This window comes from Yersinia vastinensis, from assembly GCF_044905075.1.
GTDB lineage: Bacteria > Pseudomonadota > Gammaproteobacteria > Enterobacterales > Enterobacteriaceae > Yersinia > Yersinia vastinensis.
In genome coordinates this window covers 327,718-347,852 of sequence record NZ_CP173260.1, presented here as the reverse complement: position 1 = coordinate 347,852, position 20,135 = coordinate 327,718, and the positions used below count along the sequence as shown (strand labels likewise).

The following is a 20,135-nucleotide window of genomic DNA, read 5'->3' as shown; positions in this document are numbered from 1 at the left end:
ACAAAGTTTTTCATGGGGGAGGAGATAGGAGGATGAGGGAACGACCAACACAGGGAGAAGTTCCACTGTAAATACAAATACGTGATCTGGCCTGCAAATTTCGACCTGCATTATCGTGCCTGACACCACAGAATAGGCAGCAGTGTTAACTCGGTCACAATAACCTACGGGGGGGCGTAGAGAGGGGGAGGATGATGGGGTATCCCGTTGTGACTCAATATGGCAACGTAAAAATCAGTACCCACAAAATTGGATAAAAGGATTGGATTATGACTAGCAGCTTCACAAAATCCGGCATTGGTAAGACCGCACGTGTTTTGGCCCTTTCAGCGTTGACCACGCTGGTGCTCTCTTCCTCTGCTTTTGCCAAAATTGAAGAAGGCAAACTGGTTATCTGGATCAATGGTGATAAAGGCTATAACGGGCTGGCGGAAGTCGGTAAGAAATTTGAAAAAGACACCGGCATTAAAGTCACTATCGAGCATCCAGATAAACTGGAAGAAAAATTCCCGCAAGTGGCGGCAACCGGTGATGGTCCAGACATTATCTTCTGGGCGCATGACCGCTTTGGCGGCTATGCTCAATCGGGCTTATTGGCTGAAATCAGTCCATCAAAAGCTTTCCAGGAAAAACTGTTCCCGTTCACATGGGATGCTGTTCGCTTTAATGGCAAGTTGATTGGCTATCCGGTGGCGGTCGAAGCACTGTCTCTGATTTATAACAAAGACCTACTGAAAGAAGCACCGAAGACTTGGGAAGAAATTCCAGCACTGGATAAAACTCTGCGTGCCAATGGCAAAAGCGCCATCATGTGGAACCTGCAAGAACCCTACTTCACTTGGCCTGTTATCGCCGCAGATGGCGGTTATGCCTTCAAATTCGAAAACGGTGTTTATGATGTGAAAAACGTCGGCGTGAACAATGCCGGTGCGCAAGCGGGTCTACAATTTATTGTCGATCTGGTGAAAAACAAACACATCAATGCTGATACCGATTATTCCATCGCAGAAGCTGCCTTTAACAAAGGCGAAACGGCGATGACTATCAATGGTCCGTGGGCATGGAGCAATATTGATAAGAGCAAAATCAATTATGGCGTGACCCTGCTGCCAACCTTCCATGGCCATCCGTCTAAACCGTTCGTTGGGGTACTGACTGCCGGTATTAACGCCGCTAGTCCAAACAAAGAACTGGCGACCGAGTTTTTGGAAAACTACCTGCTGACCGATCAAGGTCTGGCTGAAGTGAATAAAGACAAGCCTCTGGGCGCAGTTGCACTGAAATCTTACCAAGAGCAACTGGCAAAAGATCCACGTATTGCGGCAACCATGGAAAACGCCACCAATGGTGAAATCATGCCAAATATTCCACAAATGGCCGCCTTCTGGTACGCAACCCGCAGTGCGGTGCTGAATGCCATCAGTGGTCGTCAAACTGTGGAAGCCGCGCTGAACGACGCAGCAGCACGTATCGTCAAATAATAGATTTACCTGCTAAGGGGCGCGGTTCGCCGTGCCCTGACCAATTTATAGCCATGCAGCAATCATTCTCAAAGCACGAAACGTATACAAAAGGGACCATTATGCAGTTATCCCACACCGAATTCCAAAGTCGTAAAAAGAAGATTGCCTGGTGGCAAAGTGATGCACTTAAATGGCTGATTATCGGCGCATTAAGTCTATTCACCTGCTATTTGATCATGTTGATGTATGCTCAGGGTGAATATCTTTTTGCCATCGTGACGCTGATTCTGGTGAGTCTGGGGCTGTATGTTTTTGCCAATCGCCGTGCTTATGCCTGGCGCTATGTGTATCCCGGTGTTGCAGGGATGGGGCTGTTTGTTCTGTTCCCCTTGATTTGCACCATCGCAATTGCTTTTACCAACTACAGCAGTACCAACCAATTAACCTTTGAACGCGCCCAATCCGTCTTACTGGACAGACAATTCCAGACCGGTAAAACTTTTTCCTTTGGTCTGTACCCCAGTGATGATCAATGGCGCTTACAGCTCACCGCACCGGAGGCTAATACTCTACTGATTTCAGAGCCTTTCAGCCTCAATGATGTGGCGGGACAAAAGATAAATGTCGTGCCGACTAACACGGAACAGACCGGTGAGCGAGCCTCACTGCGTATCATTACCCAAAATCGTCAGGCACTGAGCGGTCTGGTCGCCATCCTGCCCAATGGTGGTGAGTTGCGCATGAGTTCACTGCGCCAATTCGCCGAAACCAGCCCTCTTTATAAACTGGGCGACGATGGCAATGAATTAATTAATAAGCAAACTGGCGTCATTTATCGGCCAAACCTTGATGTTGGTTTTTATCAGGCTGTTAATGCTAATGGCCAGTGGGAAAATGAGAAACTCAGCCCCGGCTTTACTATTACTATCGGCTGGAAAAACTTCCTGCGCGTACTGCAAGACGAGGGTATCCAGAAACCGTTTGTCTCCATCTTTATTTGGACCATCATCTTCTCCGTCATGAGCGTCATTCTGACGGTGGCTGTTGGTATGGTATTGGCCTGCGTGGTGCAATGGGATGCACTGAAAGGTAAAGCTATCTATCGGGTACTGCTGATTCTGCCTTATGCCGTGCCATCGTTTATCTCGATATTGATTTTCAAAGGATTATTTAACCAAAGTTTTGGCGAAATCAACTTGATGCTCAATCAGCTATTTGGCATCAAACCTGAGTGGTTCAGTGATCCTCTTACCGCCAAAAGCATGATTTTGATTGTGAATACGTGGCTCGGCTACCCCTACATGATGATTTTGTGCATGGGGCTACTGAAAGCCATTCCAGATGATTTATATGAAGCATCAGCGATGGATGGCGCAGGACCATTCCAGAACTTTTTCCGTATTACGTTCCCACTACTGATTAAGCCACTGACGCCGTTAATGATTGCCAGTTTTGCTTTTAACTTTAATAACTTCGTATTGATTCAGTTATTGACCCGAGGCGGCCCGGATATGATTGGCACCAGCACCCCTGCGGGATATACCGATTTACTGGTCAACTACACCTACCGTGTCGCCTTTGAAGGGGGCGGTGGGCAAGACTTTGGCTTGGCAGCAGCCATTGCCACACTGATTTTCATTCTGGTAGGCGCACTCGCGATACTGAATTTGAAAGCCAGCAAAATGAATTTTGATTAAGGAGGAGATGCAGATGGCCATGGTTCAACCTAAATCCCAGCGTTTGCGTCTATTGGGCACTCATTTTTTGATGTTGTGTTTTATCGCGCTGATTATGTTCCCGCTGCTAATGGTCATTACCATTTCGCTGCGGCCCGGTAACTTCGCCACCGGTAGCCTTATTCCAGATCAAATATCCTGGGAGCATTGGAGGCTGGCACTGGGCATGAGTGTGACGCATGCCGATGGCTCAGTAACACCGCCGCCATTCCCGGTGATGTTGTGGTTATGGAACTCAATTAAAATCGCGGTGATCACTGCCATTGGTATTGTTTCGCTGTCCACAACGTGTGCTTACGCCTTTGCCCGCATGCGTTTTCGTGGCAAAAATACTTTGCTGAAAGGGATGCTGATTTTCCAGATGTTCCCTGCGGTGCTATCACTGGTGGCACTCTACGCGTTGTTCGACCGTCTTGGACAATATATGCCGTTTATTGGCTTAAACACCCATGGCGGGGTGATTTTTGCCTACATGGGCGGAATTGCGCTGCACGTCTGGACCATCAAAGGCTATTTCGAAACCATTGATAACTCACTGGAAGAAGCCGCCGCCTTGGACGGAGCCACCCCATGGCAAGCGTTCAGATTGGTGTTATTGCCGCTGTCGGTGCCTATTTTAGCCGTCGTATTTATTCTGTCGTTTATTGCTGCCATCACCGAAGTGCCAGTCGCCTCATTGTTATTGCGCGATGTGGAAAGCTACACCCTCGCCGTCGGTATGCAACAGTATCTGAACCCGCAAAACTACCTGTGGGGTGATTTTGCCGCAGCAGCCGTGCTGTCTGCGATCCCTATCACCACGGTCTTCTTGCTGGCACAACGCTGGTTGGTGGGAGGCTTAACGGCCGGTGGTGTGAAAGGCTAACGATTTCTCGTTCGTTTATGTCGTTGATATTGATTATGCCGCTGCTCTACTTGCTGTATTTTCCCTCTGGTACTGTGTCTTTAGGGCGGCCTTAATGGCCGCCATTTTTCTTTCTAAACTACCGCATTATTCGCGTTTTAACCTTTCGGTATTGGCTAAGTACAAAGTCACCACCAGCAACAAGATAGATGCGGAATAGATCAAGGTATCAATTGGATTTTCATGATCTACAATAATCAGTCGGATAATCGCGGTGATCCCGATATAGATAAAATAGCGTAACGGGAAGTGATAACCTGACTCAAAGTACTTAACAATCAAGGCAATAAATTCGAAATACAGAAAATAAATCACAATGCCTTCAATCAGCATGTAGGAAGACGTTTCCTGATTATTCACGAATAACACCTGCCCCAAATGGATGGTTTCTTTTACCAGAAAGACCACCAAGATAGCCGCTAATATAATCAATCCCACATTCAATAAACGCTGCAGATTTTTAGCGACCCACTGAGAACGTGAATTTTTGGCCATAAATACCCCATAAAAAGTAGGTGAAACAGCCCGAGACTAGCACAGCAATGCTGCGGTCGAACCCAAAAAAAGCCCCTTACTAAAAGTAAGAGGCTAATAAGCACGGATCAAGGAGCTTAAGCGCGTAAGCTTAGCGCCAGTTCTTGAAACGGTTAATCAACGCATTGGTTGAACTGTCATGGCTGGTCACGGCTTTGTCATCCGCCAACTCTGGCAAGATACGGTTAGCCAGCTGTTTACCCAGCTCAACACCCCATTGGTCGAAGGTGTAGATATTCAGGATAATCCCTTGCGTGAAGATTTTGTGCTCATACAGCGCAATCAAGGCACCTAGGCTGAACGGGGTAATTTCGCGCAGCAAGATGGAGTTGGTTGGGCGATTACCTTCGAATACTTTAAACGGCGCAACGTGAGCCACTTGCTCAGGGGTTTTACCCGCCGCGGCAAATTCAGCTTCCACTTCTGCCAGTGACTTACCAAAGGCCAGCGCTTCAGTTTGAGCGAAAAAGTTCGACAACAGTTTCGCGTGGTGATCGCTCAACGGGTTATGACTAATTGCAGGAGCAATAAAGTCACAAGGAACCAATTTTGTCCCCTGATGAATCAACTGATAGAACGCATGCTGCCCGTTGGTGCCAGGCTCACCCCAAATGATCGGGCCAGTTTGGTAATCAACAGGATTACCGTTGCGATCAACATATTTACCGTTGGACTCCATGTTGCCCTGCTGGAAGTAAGCGGGGAAACGGTGCATATATTGGTCATAAGGCAGGATAGCTTCGGTTTCGGCACCAAAGAAGTTGTTGTACCAAATACCAATCAATGCCAATAGGATAGGCAGGTTCTGCTCCGCCGGAGTATTAGCAAAGTGTTTATCCATGGCATGCGCGCCACTGAGCAACTGCTCGAAATGCTCAAAGCCAACAGACAGTGCGATAGACAAACCAATAGCTGACCACAGGGAGTAGCGGCCACCGACCCAATCCCAGAACTCAAACATATTGTCGGTATCAATACCAAACTCGCCCACTGCTTTCGCATTGGTCGACAGCGCCGCAAAGTGTTTAGCCACATGAGCGGGATCTTGTGCCGTCGCCAAGAACCAATCACGCGCACTGTGGGCGTTGGTCATGGTTTCTTGGGTCGTAAAGGTTTTTGAGGCGACCAGAACCAGCGTGGTCTCTGGATTCAATGATTTCAACGCTTCAGCAATATGGGTGCCGTCAACGTTAGAAACAAAATGCATATTCAGATGGTTTTTATAAGGACGCAGTGCTTCGGTCACCATGTAAGGGCCGAGGTCTGAACCGCCGATACCGATATTCACAACATCTGTAATCGCTTTGCCGGTATAGCCTTTCCAGTCACCGCTGATTACGCGGTCGCAGAACTGTTTCATTTTGGCCAGTACCGCATTCACTTCTGGCATCACATCTTTGCCATCGACCACAATTGGCGTGTTACTGCGGTTACGTAAAGCAATATGTAACACTGCGCGGTCTTCGGTACGGTTGATTTTTTCACCGGAGAACATGGATTTGATCGCGCCTGCCAGGAAGGTTTCTTTGGCTAGAGCTTGCAGTTTTTCCATGGTTTCGCTGGTGATGCGGTTTTTAGAAAAATCCACCAGCATTTGATCATCAAAAGTCGCGGAGAACTTGTCAAAACGCTGATCGTCCTTGGCAAACAGACTGCTGATGGTGACGTCTTTCATCTGTTCAAAGTGTTGCTGTAACGCTTTCCAGGCAGCGGTTTGACTAGGATTAATATTTTTCATAGCGGCGCTCTTCTAGGCTTAAGGATTAATGAAACGAATACATTGATTGTATCCTGTTACCCTGTGATTGAGATCTCTTTTCTTGCGATAGGTGATATCTCTCGAAACAACCTTTGATCTGCTTCCTGTTTTCCTTCCTTTCCTTTATTTGCGGCCCTTCCAATGGGGAAAATGCCAGAATGTCAGCCGATATCCAGTTAAATTAGTTATATGAAGTGACAATTTATTAAATATGAAAATACCTCATGGTCATATCGTTGACAGAAAGCCGATAACCCGTTATTCCTAAAGGCCTACTTGCGCACCCGGTGCGTAAGCCAGAAGAGGTGCGTCGCCCAGGTAAAGTGTCGGAGGAGCCGTGATCCGCAGAAGACATTCGAGGGGGAGCGACGCCGAGACACGCTGATTTCGGCCATCAACGTGTCGACTGCAGGGGCTGAATCCCCTGGGTTGTCACCAGTGCCGTTCTTTTAGGGCGGTCAACAAGGTGGAGCGCTTCTGGGTGTAACGTAGTGTTGTTTCTACGCCTGCCCCCTGACTTACCGCTCTTCCCTTGTGCCAAGGCTAATACCGATGACCACCCAAAGATGGCATCCCTGACACGAGGTTTTTTACATGATTCAAGTAGCATCCCAGCAGAGCCGCAACGCGCCTTCCCCGACTGTCGTCGCCAAATTTGGCGGCACTAGCGTGGCAGACTTTGAAGCCATGAGTCGCAGCGCTGATGTGGTTTTATCGAACCCGGACGTTCGTTTGGTCATTCTGTCAGCTTCAGCTGGCATTACCAATCTGTTGGTCGCCCTAGCCGAGGGTTGCGAATTAGAAATACGCAACCAGCACTTAGATGCCATTCGCCGCATCCAATACAATATTCTCGCTAAATTGTCCGATCCGGTGGTTATCCGCGAAGAAATTGATCGCATGCTGGAGAACATTGCCATGTTGTCTGAAGCCGCCAGTTTGGCGACTTCCGCAGCCCTGACGGATGAATTGGTCAGCCACGGCGAATTGATGTCAACCTTGCTATTTGTCGAACTGCTGCGTCAGCGCCAAGTGGCGGTGGAATGGTTTGATGTCCGTAAAATTATGCGCACTAATGACCGTTTTGGCCGAGCCGAGCCAGATACCCTCGCCTTATCTGAACTGGCCCAAACTCAGTTAGCACCGCGCATCCAGCATGCCATTGTGATAACACAAGGTTTTATCGGCAGTGAAAGCAAAGGCCGCACGACAACTTTGGGCCGTGGTGGCAGTGATTACACCGCAGCCCTACTGGGTGAAGCTCTTAATGTCAGCCGCATTGATATCTGGACAGATGTTCCGGGTATTTACACCACGGACCCACGGGTCGTTCCGGGTGCAAAACGTATTGATAAAATAGCCTTTGAAGAAGCGGCTGAAATGGCAACCTTTGGTGCTAAGGTACTGCATCCCGCCACCTTATTACCGGCGGTGCGCAGTGATATTCCAGTGTTTGTCGGCTCAAGTAAAGATCCCGCCGCCGGTGGCACATTGGTGTGCAATGAAACCGAAAATCCACCGCTTTTCCGCGCATTGGCATTACGCCGCAAACAAACACTGGTCACTCTGCATAGCCTGAATATGTTGCATGCCCGCGGATTCCTGGCCGAGGTGTTTAACATCTTGGCACGCCACAATATTTCCGTTGATTTGATCACCACCTCAGAAGTGAGTGTGGCACTGACCCTAGATACCACCGGTTCCACATCAACCGGTGATAGCTTGTTGACGACTTCGCTACTGACAGAGCTTTCTTCGCTGTGCCGAGTGGAAGTGGAAGAGAATCTGGCCTTGGTGGCGATTATCGGTAATAACTTATCTCAAGCCTGTGGCGTCGGCAAAGAGGTGTTCGGTGTGCTCGACCCATTCAATATTCGTATGATTTGTTACGGGGCCAGCAGCCATAACCTGTGTTTCCTGATCCCTGGTGATGACGCAGAGAAAGTGGTGCAAACCCTGCACCACAATTTATTTGAGTAATACCGTCTGAAACACAACAAAACCTGCAAAATAATTTACTAACAAGCCGGGCGTTATCGTCCGGTTTTTCATATATCTGGCACTGACGATTAAGGATTCTCGCCTCATGTTAGTCAAAATCACCCGCCTGTTCCCCGTATGGGCACTGCTGCTCTCTGTTGCGGCATACTTTCGCCCAGCAACCTTTACCGGTATCAGCCCCTATGTTGCTCCGCTATTGATGCTGATTATGTTTGCCATGGGCGTCACCTTAAGACTCGATGACTTCAAACGGGTGCTCTCTCGCCCCGCCCCCGTGGCTGCGGCAACGTTCCTGCATTATCTGATTATGCCGCTCACCGCATGGATTCTGGCTATGCTATTCCGCATGCCACCGGATTTATCTGCGGGCATGGTGCTGGTTGGCAGTGTTGCTAGCGGGACAGCATCCAACGTCATGATTTATTTAGCAAAAGGAGATGTGGCGTTGTCGGTCACTATCTCAGCGGTGTCTACGCTAGTCGGTGTATTTGCCACCCCACTACTGACCCGATTATATGTTGATGCCACTATCAGTGTGGATGTGGTGGGAATGCTAAAAAGTATTCTGCAAATCGTGGTTATTCCAATCACCGCAGGGTTGATTATTCATCATACTTTCACCAAAACGGTGAAACGCATTGAACCTTACCTGCCCGCCATGTCGATGATCTGTATTTTAGCCATCATCAGTGCTGTGGTAGCAGGCAGCCAAAGTCATATTGCCTCTGTCGGTTTTGTGGTGATCATTGCCGTGATTCTGCATAACGGTATCGGTTTGTTGAGTGGTTATTGGGGTGGAAAGCTATTTGGTTTTGATGAGTCAACCTGCCGCACATTAGCCATTGAAGTCGGGATGCAAAACTCTGGGCTGGCGGCCACCTTGGGTAAAATTTACTTCTCGCCATTAGCAGCACTGCCGGGCGCCCTATTCTCTGTGTGGCATAACCTCTCGGGTTCACTGCTGGCTGGTTACTGGTCAGGTAAGCCGGTGAAAAAAGAGCACGAATAATTCAGACTATCTGCCCTGCCCGGCTTATCCGGGCATTTCCTTCCCCATAATGCCTCCCCTCTATTAAATTAAATAACATCCACTATTAGCCTGAATACTTTTTAATTAACGCTGAATAAAGATTAAAAATTTATTATATCGCCCCTATTTCTGAATATTCCTTAATTCCTGATATTCCCTGCCGTTTTTACTCTTCAGGGACGGTAATAGTGCTGCCCGAATTTGGTTCAAGGAGGCGAGATTTGGCCCGTGCATTTCTCAATCAAACATTATGATCCCAAAACGCACTGCATTATGGTTTTTATTAAGTACTGGCGCTCATGCCAGCTCAACACCAGGAATGGATATCCCTTCTCCGATTAATGAATCTCGTCAAAATTTACAGAATAGCAGTAATGAAATTAATCATTTTATAGAAGAGCGCCGCCCCTCCCCCTTGAGACCCCGTGAATTACAGCCAGAAACCAAGAGTCACGCACCTGAACTCAAAAACACTTCGCAGTGTCTGCCTATTAGTGGGGTTTATGTTCAGGGTATCACCTTATTAAGCATTAAAGAATTAGATGGCCTGAGCACGATTCCTGAGCAATGTATTCGCAGTGATAATGTTAATTTACTTGCGCGCGAATTAACGCAGATTTATTTATCCAAAGGTTATATCACAGCACGGATTCAGTTTATTCCACCTGATGCCGATGGTGAGCTCGGTCTAGATGTCACTGAAGGGTTTATCGAAAAAATTGAAAGTGAGGACCCTCAATTAAACGCCGAAAGTATCTTTCCTAATTTAACAGGGAAACCACTCAATATTACCCAACTTGACCAAGGACTAGATCAAGCTAATCGCTTACCCTCAAATCACATTACTGTGGATATTCTACCCGGCACCCAGCCCGGCGGTTCAATTCTTAAACTCAGTAATATCCGTTCGAAACCTTGGCACCTAACAACCTCTCTGGATAACTTCGGTAATAAAAGCACGGGAAAATGGTTAAGTCGCAATACCTTTTCTTTCGATAATCCCTTTGGATTATCAGATTCTATGAGCATTAATATTTCCAGCACCATCGACAACGCGAAGAAAAACTATAGCCGCGCCTATTCACTCTTTTATTCTGTGCCCTATGGTGCATTAACTTTTAGTGGTTTTGGTAGCTATTCTGAATATCTTTATCCAGTAAAATTACAATTTAATCACATCGAACTTCGTGGGAAAACACAGCAACATGGTTTGCGCACTGATTATATTGTCTATCGTGATCAAAACCAGATTAATGGTGTAAGCGCACAACTGACCTACAAACAGGCAGAAAATTATCTTAATGACCAAAAAATTGCGGTCAGTAGCCCCACACTCACTGTATTTGAATTAGGGGTTAATCACCTACATCTTCTGCAAAATGGCTTATTCAATGTGAATTTTAGCATTGAACAAGGGCTACCGTGGCTAGGTGCTGATCAAGGCTATTCCGCTCGCCACCAAGACAGCCAATTTACTAAAGCCAAAACAGCCATTACCGCTAAACACTATTTCAGATTATTGGATGATGCTTATTTGTTGAGTCATCAATTCTACGGTCAATATAGTCGCGACCGCCTACCCGGTACTGAATGGCTCAGTATTACGGATAACAACGCCATTCGCGGTTTTAGCCGCAATACATTATCGGCAGATAATGGCTGGTATCTACAAAACACCGTATCGCGCAACGTCACTCTTGGCAATACCACGATAACGCCACGACTCGGGGCTGATGTTGGCCGCATTCAGCAAGCCTCGCAAAATTGGAGCAGCGCCATGGGGTTCAGCGCCGGAATGAATATCAGCTATGGCGACGCCAAACTGGATATTGAAGCCAGTCGTGGTCACCTGTTATCAGGAAAGTCCGAGATTAAGGATCCCATTAATATTCTGGCGCGCTTCTCCTATTCCTTTTAGTTCACTCCTTCCAGTGAGCACCCATTTTTATCAACACCAAGAAATATGACAAATAGATGGAGAAGTAAAAATGAAGCAAAATAAGTTCAAGCTCTCCCCAGCAGGAAAGCTGGTGGCAGCCGTAGCCATTATTTCAGTCTCAATCGCTACCTGTTATGCCACCGGCATCGTCAGTGCTGGCGATAGCGCTCACAAACCCGATGTACATTCAGTTAATGGTACGTCAGTCATTGACATCGTCCCCCCTTCAGCCTCAGGTCTATCACATAACCAATATGAGAGCTTCAACGTCGGAAATTCGGGGGCCGTGCTGAATAATGCGACAAGTGCAGGCCACTCTCAACTTGCGGGTCAATTAAGTGCCAACCAGAATTTAAATGGTCAAGCTGCCAATATTATTCTGAATGAAGTGATTAGCCGTAACCCGTCATTACTTTTGGGTAAACAAGAAGTTTTTGGCATGGCCGCTGATTATATTCTGGCGAACCCTAATGGTATTACCTGCAATAGCTGTGGTTTTATTAATACTAACCGAACATCTTTAGTGGTAGGGAATCCGTTGGTCGACCAGGGAATTTTACAAGGCTTCGATACCAGAAATAACACCAACCTATTAGAAATAGGTAAAGGCTATACTATCGTTGGTGGGCCTCTGGACTTAATTGCTCCAAGAATTAATATATTAGGAGTGGTTGACTCAAGAGAAGATATCAATATCTTACTGGGGCAGAATGAAATTAGTGCCGATGGTAGAATATTAAAATCAGCCAGTTACATTGGGTCAGCATATGACAGTAAAATATTTGGCGGTATGTCGGCGAATAGGATTCGGATCATTAATACCGCTGAAGGTAATGGCGTCAATATGTCTAGCCACCATGAAGGACGGAAATCAATAGAGATCTCAACACCAGGAAAATTGAATCTTGACGTTGATTCCGACTCTAGCCTTAATTATAACCCAACACCAGCCAACTTAACGGGTCACGATATAAAAATTAGCGCCGGTGATATTTTGACTTCCGGTGATATTATTGAAACTTCGTCTGGTGGCTCGACAAAACAGACACTGGAACGCACCAAAATAAAAGGGGCTAATATTTCTCTCCTTGCCAAGAAGAAAAATAACCTTGATGCTGCCATCATTGATGGCAAAAACATTATTATGCAGGGCAGCAATATTCATCTGGGTACAGAAAAACTCACGGATACAAATAGCAGTTACTCAGAAGATGGGGGGGAAGGATTTTTAGGAATAGGAAAATGGAATAAATCATCCTCTAATCGAGAGCAGAAACAAAAAAACATTGGCACAGTAATAAATGCAGAAAATAATATCTCCATTCAATCAACCAAAGGGGATATAAAACTATCAGGCTCTTCTATTAAGGCAGGAAATAACCTTTCTGTTAAGGCGAAAAATGACTTAAAACTGGAGGGGATCATTGATCAGGAATCGACACATAATAAAGGCCATGATTATGCACACACAATTAAGGATAAAAAGTGGGATAACAAAACCACCACACAAACACTGAATAAAACAACTCTTGAAGCGGGTGGAAATTTAGGGTTAACCGCAGAAGGCAAAATGGCCGCCAGTGGAGTTAAAGCCTCCGCCAAAGGTGATTTATTCATTAATGCTAATGAAGTCAAAATTGATGTAGGAAAAACAAAAAATCAGACAACCACCAACGGTAAGAATGAACAAAATCTAGGGTTAGGCGGTATAGATCACAATAGAAATGATAAGAATGCAGAAACCAGTCATCGTTCTGAAATTACGGCTGGTGGGACGATTTTTGTCAGTGGTCATAACGGCGTTTCTATTACCGGCAGTAAAGTTAAAGGTGCCAGCGACGGTTATGTCCAATCCGACCATGGCGGTATTAAAATTGATAATGCCATCAGCACCACAACCACCAAAATTGATGAACGTACCGGTGTTGCTTTTAATATTACTGGCAGCTCACACAAAGCCAATAATCGTGATGAGAAGGTGACTGGCAGTGAGTTGGTGTCTGACGCCAATCTTAAGATAATCAGTAAAGATAATGTTGATGTGATTGGCAGTCTGGTCAAAAGTGCCGGGGAACTCGGAATTGAAACGCTGGGTGACATTAATGTTAAGGCAGCGGTAGAACAACAGAAGATAGACGAGCAAAAAACCCAATTAACTATTGGCGGTTTCACCAGTGATAATGGTGAAGATCAGTATAAAGCTGGGCTGAAGCTGGAGCACACCAGTGAAAGTGAAAAAATCGATAGTATTAAAAACCACAGTGCAACCCTTGAGGGGGGGTCGATCAAACTTGATGCCCAAAAAGACATCACGTTCACCGGCTCTCACCTTACGACAACCCAAGGAGACGCTGATATTAAAGGTGAAAATATCTCCTTTGTTGCCGCCAACGACACCACATCCAGCCTAAAAGAGAAAGAAACCGTGGGTGTTGATGTTCACTACACCGGGGGGATGGATAAAGCGGGTAGCGGGGCCAATGTCAGTTATGAAGACACTCAAACAAACAGTGATAAATCCACTGCGGTGGTTTCAAACTCCCAAATTGCAGGCAGTCTGAACATGACCGCATCCAAGGATATGACAAACCAAGGAAGCAATCATAACGTCAATGGCTCCTATCAGGTCAATGCTGAGAGTGTGCATAATCTGGCTGCCGAGAACAGCGAGAAAACCGTCACTAAAACCACCACCGTTGATGTCGGTATTGGTGCCAACATTGATTACAGTGAGGTTAGCCGTCCGATAAAAGAGATCGTCGAAAAGGCCAAAGACCTTGATATGGGCGGCATGCTTGATGCCGTCGATAGTATCGGTACACCTAATGTGGGAATAGACCTTCATGCCCAAGGAGGGACGAAAGAAACCAGCAGCGCCCATACTCAATCTACCGTAACCTCAATTAATGCCGGCGATATTACCCTCAATGCAAATGGTGCCGTCAACGATAAAGGGACTGACTATCAAGCAGATAAGGGAGCCATTACATTGAATGCCACCAGCCATATATCCGAGGCGGCAGTAGATAGTACTGACCAGCGAACACAAGAAACATCTGGTGGCGCTGATATTCGAATTTATACTTCGACAGGCAAAGATATTAACGTTGATGGTAAAGGCAACGGCGGCTCGACGGATAAGCACACAACTGCAGACGTCGCGCAGGTTGGTAACATGAATGCAGCGAATGGCATCAATATTAATGTAAAAGAAGACGCTATTTATCAAGGCACAAATATCAATGCAGGTGATGGAAAAATCACGGTCAATGCGGGGGGTAACATTCACTTTGATCAGGCTACCCATCATGTTAGTGAAAAACATAACAATGTGGATGCCAATGCCAAATTAAATTTCGGCACCAACGCCAACAGTAAAGCGTTTGGGGGCGGATTAGGCGGCGGGCATAGCAAGGGCGAGACGAACTCCTCACTTGCCCAAGTCAGCACCCTTGACGGCCAAAAAGGTATTGAGCTAAACGCAGGGAAAGATTTAACCCTCACCGGTACAGCCTTTGGTAGCGAAGAGAAACCTACGGGCGATATTCTGCTCATCGCTGACGGTAAAGTGAATATGCAAGCGGCGAAATCTGAAGGGTCAACACAAGATATGACCTGGTCAGCCAGCGCCAATGCCGGCATCAGTAAAAACAAAGATAAAAGTGGTAATGGGGTCAACGCAGGTATCGAGATAAAGGTCGCTAAAACTGATGAATCTGCTGTCACTCATCAGGGCGGCGCGATCAACAGTCATGGGCACGTTATCGTTCAAGCCGGCAGCCACGATAACGACGCTATCCACATGCAAAATTCCACTATTAATAGTCAGAAAACGACACTGACAGCGAATAACGGCGGTATTTTATTGGAATCCGCTCAGGACAAAGAGCATAAGAATAACTGGGGTTTTGAAGTCGCCGCGAATGGCAACTCAGATACTAAGTTTAATAAAGATGACAAAGGGGTTCTTGATAAGCAAAGCAGTGAAAAAACTCACGATGTGGGAGCTGAGCTTGATGTGACGGTGAATAAATTGAATTCCGTCACACAACAAAATACTCATATCAACAGCGACAACATGACTCTAAACACAGCCAAAGATATGGTGCTAGCAGGCGCTAAACTGGAGGCTGATAATATCAATGGCAATATTGGCGGCAATCTGAAAGTCCAAAGCCGAGTAGATGAGTTACATAGCGTTGATGTTGCTACCCACTTTGGCGCTAGCCACAGTAACGAAAAACAAGACAGTCTGATTAATCAGGTGGCCGATGCCAGCCCACTGCGTTCAGACAAGATCAAGAAAAAGCTCGATAGCAACTCCAACAAGCTATTCGATAAAATCAAAAAACAGTATGACCAAATATCCAGCAGATTGACCACCAAAGAAGAGGATAATGTCAAAGTCCTTAGTTACACCAAAGACGGTAAAAAAATGACGCTGGATGAAGCAAAAGACGAGAAAGACGAGAAGGAAACCAAGGATAAATGGTGGCAGAAAGGCGCGAAATTTGTAGGCAGTAAGGTCAAAAATAAAGTGCAAACTGACTCAGTGAAAGGCGGCAATGGGAATGCCAAGGTCGAAGTTGACGTCGTCAATAATCGCGCCGTCGAAGAGCAATCAGGCATTATTGGCAAGCAAAGCGTTACCCTGAATGTGAAGGGGAAAACTGAACTGACGGGCGGGAAGATTGCTAATCAGGGAGGGAAAGTCGAGTTACACACCAACGGCCTTGAACTTCAGGATATTAGCGGAAAACACACCGAAGGAGGGGCTAGAGTGAGTGGCGCATCATCCGTCATCAAGACCTTGGGCAATGGCGCCCGTGATCTCATGGAAGGCGACACTCCGCTGATAGGTGCCCATGGCGGCTCAGAGCAGAAAAACGCAGTGGCGGGAATTGCCCACGGCTAGTCCCGATAGTCAGTTAAAAGTCATTGATGTTGCAGAGAGCAGCGCCTGCTCCCTGCAACATTAAGAACGAAGGGAGAATTAATCCGCATCGTAGCCCAGATTGGGCGCTAACCAGCGCTCAACCTCAGCGACTGGCATCCCTTTGCGAGCGGCATAATCCTCAACTTGATCACGTTGAATCTGCGCCACTGCAAAATATTTGCTCTCTGGATGACTAAAATACCAGCCCGACACTGATGCACCCGGCCACATGGCGTAGGACTCGGTTAGCTTCATCCCGGTGTGAGTTTCCACATCCAGTAACTGCCAGATTTGGCCTTTTTCTGTGTGTTCTGGGCACGCCGGATACCCCGGAGCTGGTCGAATTCCTTGATAGTTCTCGCGCACCAGCTCTTCGTTACTCAGATTTTCATTCGGCGCAAAGCCCCAATACACCTTGCGCACCCGCTCATGCAGATATTCAGCAAAGGCTTCAGCCAGACGATCGGACAGCGCCTTAATCATGATTTTATTGTAATCATCATGCTGGGCATCGTAGGCATCAGCCAGCGCATCCTCCTCCAGCCCGCCAGTAACCGCAAAAGCACCATAATAATCTGCTTTCCCGCTAGATTTAGGCGCTACATAATCTGCCAGACAATAGTTCGGAAAATCAGTTTTTTCAGTTTGCTGACGTAGATGATGGCTGACCGCCAGCACCTCGTCTCGCCGCTCATCACGATAAATTTCGATATCATCCCCGACACTGTTTGCCGGGAACAAACCGACCACTCCTTTCGGATGTAATAACCCCTCAGTCGACAGCTTATCCAGCATGTCATTGGCATCAGCAAACAGGCGCTTGGCCTCTTCGCCAACCACTTCATCTTCCAGAATCCGTGGATATTTTCCCGCCAATGACCACGTCATAAAGAAGGGGGTCCAGTCGATGTAGTTGCGCAGTGTTTCAATGCTGGCCTCTACCGCTTGCACTCCCAGTTTATGCGCCACTGGCGGCGTATAATTTTCCCAGTCAATGACTGTTTGGTTTTCCCGAGCGGTTTGCAAGCTGACTGGCGGAGTGCGTGGTTTCTTGCGAGCATGTTGGATACGAACGGTTTCATATTCTTTACGCGTTTTGGCTATAAACTCATCGCGCTGTGTATCCGATAACAGAGCTGAAACTACCCCCACACTACGCGATGCATTCGAGACATAAGTGGTAGAGCCACTGTAGTTTTGCTCGATTTTTACCGCAGTATGGGCTTTGGATGTTGTAGCACCGCCAATCAGCAACGGCAAAGTAAAGCCCTGCCGTTCCATCTCTTTGGCGACATTAACCATTTCATCCAGCGACGGAGTAATCAGGCCAGATAAACCGATAATATCCACCTTTTCTTCCCGCGCAGTGCGCAGGATTTTTTCGGTTGGCACCATCACGCCCAAGTCGATGATTTCGTAGTTATTGCACTGCAATACCACACCCACAATATTTTTGCCGATATCGTGCACATCACCTTTAACCGTCGCCAGCAGGATCTTACCCGCAGTGCTACCTTTCTGTTTGCTGGCCTCAATATAAGGTTCGAGATAGGCGACTGCCTGTTTCATTACCCGTGCGGATTTCACCACCTGCGGCAGAAACATTTTCCCTTCGCCAAATAGGTCGCCAACCACATTCATCCCCGCCATCAGCGGCCCTTCGATAACCTCAATAGGCCGGTCAGCTTCCTGACGGGCTTCTTCCGTATCCAGTTCGATGAACTCGGTAATCCCTTTAACCAGCGAATACTCCAGCCGCTTCACCACTGGCCAACCACGCCATTCAGCTTGCTGAACCGCGACCTCATCACTCTTGCTGCCTCGGTATTTTTCAGCCAGCTCCAACAAGCGCTCAGTGCTATCATCACGACGGTTAAGAATGACATCTTCCACCGCTTCACGAAGCTCATCCGACAGATCGTCATAGATAGCCAATTGCCCGGCGTTGACAATACCCATGTCCATTCCATTACGAATCGCGTAATAGAGGAACACTGCGTGAATAGCTTCACGCACCGGATCATTGCCACGGAAAGAGAAAGAGACGTTAGAGACACCGCCAGAAATCATGGCGTAAGGCAGTTCAGCTTTGATATCAGCACAGGCTTCAATAAAGTCGACTGCATAGTTGTTATGCTCTTCGATCCCAGTGGCGACGGCAAAAATATTCGGGTCGAAAATAATATCTTCTGGTGGGAAGCCGACAGTTTCCGTCAGAATTTTATACGCACGACGGCAAATTTCGATTTTACGCGCGCGGGTATCAGCCTGCCCTTGCTCATCAAAGGCCATCACCACCATGGCTGCACCATAACGACGAACCAGTTTGGCATGATGAATGAAGGCGTCGACGCCCTCTTTCATCGAAATGGAGTTCACAATGCCTTTGCCCTGAATGCATTTAAGGCCCTTCTCGATGACATCCCACTTTGAGGAGTCAATCATAATTGGCACGCGGGCGATATCCGGTTCACCGGCAATCAGGTTGAGGAAGCGCACCATGGCAGCCTCGGCGTCGAGCATGCCCTCATCCATATTGATATCGATGATCTGCGCGCCACTCTCAACCTGTTGGCGAGCCACATCCAGCGCTTCGCCGTATTTCTCTTCTTTTATCAGCCGTTTGAAACGGGCTGAACCCGTCACGTTCGTGCGCTCACCGACGTTCACAAACAGCGTGTTGGCATCAATTGTCAATGGCTCCAGCCCCGCCAAACGGCAAGCCACCGGAATATCCGGCAGTGGGCGAGGTGCCACGCCAGCAACGGCTTTGACCATCGCAGCGATATGCCGTGGTGTCGTGCCGCAGCACCCACCGACAATATTCAAAAATCCCGCTCGCGCCCACTCACCAATCTGCTCGGCCATCTCTTTGGCGTCCAGATCATATTCACCGAAAGCATTCGGTAAACCGGCATTCGGGTGTGCACTGACATAATATTCAGAGATACGTGATAACTCAGCGACATATTGACGCAACTCATCTGGCCCCAAAGCACAGTTCAGACCAAAAGAGAGCGGTTTAACATGACGTAGCGAGTTATAAAAAGCTTCCGTCGTTTGACCAGACAGCGTGCGGCCCGAAGCATCAGTAATGGTGCCGGAAATCATCACCGGCAGTAGCACGCCCATGGCTTCGAATTCAGATTCAACAGCGAATGTCGCCGCTTTGGCATTGAGGGTATCGAAGACCGTTTCAATCATAATCAGATCAACACCGCCCTCAATCAACGCGCGGGTTGATTCCCGGTAAGCCTCAACCAATTGATCAAAACTGACGTTACGAAATGCAGGATCGTTTACTTTCGGCGAGATAGAGGCAGTACGGTTGGTCGGGCCAAGCACCCCGGCAACATAACGAGGTTTCTCCGGCGTGCGGGCGGTCCATTCATCAGCACAGAGACGAGCCAGACGAGCGGCTTCATAGTTAATTTCCGCTGACAACGACTCCATCTGATAGTCCGCCATGGCAATGGTGGTGGAGTTGAATGTGTTGGTTTCGAGAATATCAGCACCCGCCTCGAGGTAGGCATTGTGAATGGCGGTAATGACCTCCGGCTTGGAAAGCACCAGCAAGTCATTGTTGCCTTTCAGATCACTGGGCCAATCGGCAAAGCGAGCGCCCCGGTAATCAGCCTCTTCCAATCGATAGCTCTGAATCATGGTGCCCATACCACCATCCAACACTAAGATCCGTTGTGCTAGCTGCTGGTGTAATTCCTTAATTTTATTATTTGTTACTGTATCCACCACTGTCGCCTCTTCGCCCTATTGCCTTGCCATCGCCCGACGTATTTTTTGTATTTTATTAGTATCAGATATGCTGAAAAATA

Annotated in this window: 10 protein-coding genes and 1 riboswitch; of the genes, 7 read left to right on the top strand and 3 right to left on the bottom strand. The window is 47.4% G+C overall.

Annotation, left to right across the window (positions count from 1 at the left end; all coding sequences use genetic code 11):
• Window positions 1-269 precede the first annotated feature (269 nt).
• The 3 genes from malE to malG all read left to right on the top strand — a co-directional run bounded on the left by malE (window position 270) and on the right by malG (window position 4,064).
• Complete coding sequence (gene malE, locus ACIOG0_RS01465; protein ID WP_050101710.1) at window positions 270-1,481, top strand: maltose/maltodextrin ABC transporter substrate-binding protein MalE; 1,212 nt, start codon at window positions 270-272, stop codon at window positions 1,479-1,481.
• A 101-nt stretch (window positions 1,482-1,582) separates the two neighbouring features.
• Window positions 1,583-3,160, top strand: a complete 1,578-nt coding sequence (malF, locus tag ACIOG0_RS01460) for a maltose ABC transporter permease MalF (RefSeq protein ID WP_050101711.1) — start codon at window positions 1,583-1,585, stop codon at window positions 3,158-3,160.
• 13 nt (window positions 3,161-3,173) lie between these two features.
• Complete coding sequence (malG, locus tag ACIOG0_RS01455; protein WP_050101726.1) at window positions 3,174-4,064, top strand: maltose ABC transporter permease MalG; 891 nt, start codon at window positions 3,174-3,176, stop codon at window positions 4,062-4,064.
• Between the two features lie 126 nt (window positions 4,065-4,190).
• Here the strand turns inward: malG and psiE are convergent, their stop codons facing one another.
• Window positions 4,191-4,598, bottom strand: a complete 408-nt coding sequence (gene psiE, locus ACIOG0_RS01450) for a phosphate-starvation-inducible protein PsiE (RefSeq protein ID WP_050101712.1) — start codon at window positions 4,596-4,598, stop codon at window positions 4,191-4,193.
• A gap of 130 nt (window positions 4,599-4,728) precedes the next feature.
• Window positions 4,729-6,375 (bottom strand): glucose-6-phosphate isomerase, encoded by a 1,647-nt coding sequence (gene pgi / locus ACIOG0_RS01445; RefSeq protein WP_050101713.1) that lies wholly within the window; start codon window positions 6,373-6,375, stop codon window positions 4,729-4,731.
• A 313-nt stretch (window positions 6,376-6,688) separates the two neighbouring features.
• A riboswitch (Lysine riboswitch) is annotated at window positions 6,689-6,881 on the top strand.
• A gap of 109 nt (window positions 6,882-6,990) precedes the next feature.
• Between pgi and lysC the strand changes: the two genes are divergently transcribed.
• The 4 genes from lysC (at window position 6,991) to ACIOG0_RS01425 (ending at window position 16,281) form a co-directional block, all read left to right on the top strand.
• Window positions 6,991-8,376, top strand: a complete 1,386-nt coding sequence (gene lysC / locus ACIOG0_RS01440) for a lysine-sensitive aspartokinase 3 (protein WP_050141188.1) — start codon at window positions 6,991-6,993, stop codon at window positions 8,374-8,376.
• 106 nt (window positions 8,377-8,482) lie between these two features.
• Window positions 8,483-9,406, top strand: coding sequence for a ketopantoate/pantoate/pantothenate transporter PanS (gene panS / locus ACIOG0_RS01435; protein WP_050101715.1), 924 nt, complete (start codon window positions 8,483-8,485; stop codon window positions 9,404-9,406).
• A gap of 271 nt (window positions 9,407-9,677) precedes the next feature.
• On the top strand, window positions 9,678-11,345 hold the full coding sequence (locus tag ACIOG0_RS01430; protein ID WP_128451116.1) for a ShlB/FhaC/HecB family hemolysin secretion/activation protein: 1,668 nt from the start codon (window positions 9,678-9,680) through the stop codon (window positions 11,343-11,345).
• A 70-nt stretch (window positions 11,346-11,415) separates the two neighbouring features.
• Complete coding sequence (locus tag ACIOG0_RS01425) at window positions 11,416-16,281, top strand: hemagglutinin repeat-containing protein (protein WP_145581880.1); 4,866 nt, start codon at window positions 11,416-11,418, stop codon at window positions 16,279-16,281.
• 78 nt (window positions 16,282-16,359) lie between these two features.
• Here the strand turns inward: ACIOG0_RS01425 and metH are convergent, their stop codons facing one another.
• The gene (gene metH, locus ACIOG0_RS01420; protein ID WP_128451114.1) at window positions 16,360-20,055 is read right to left on the bottom strand and encodes a methionine synthase; all 3,696 of its coding nucleotides are present in this window, start codon (window positions 20,053-20,055) and stop codon (window positions 16,360-16,362) included.
• Window positions 20,056-20,135: the final 80 nt, after the last annotated feature.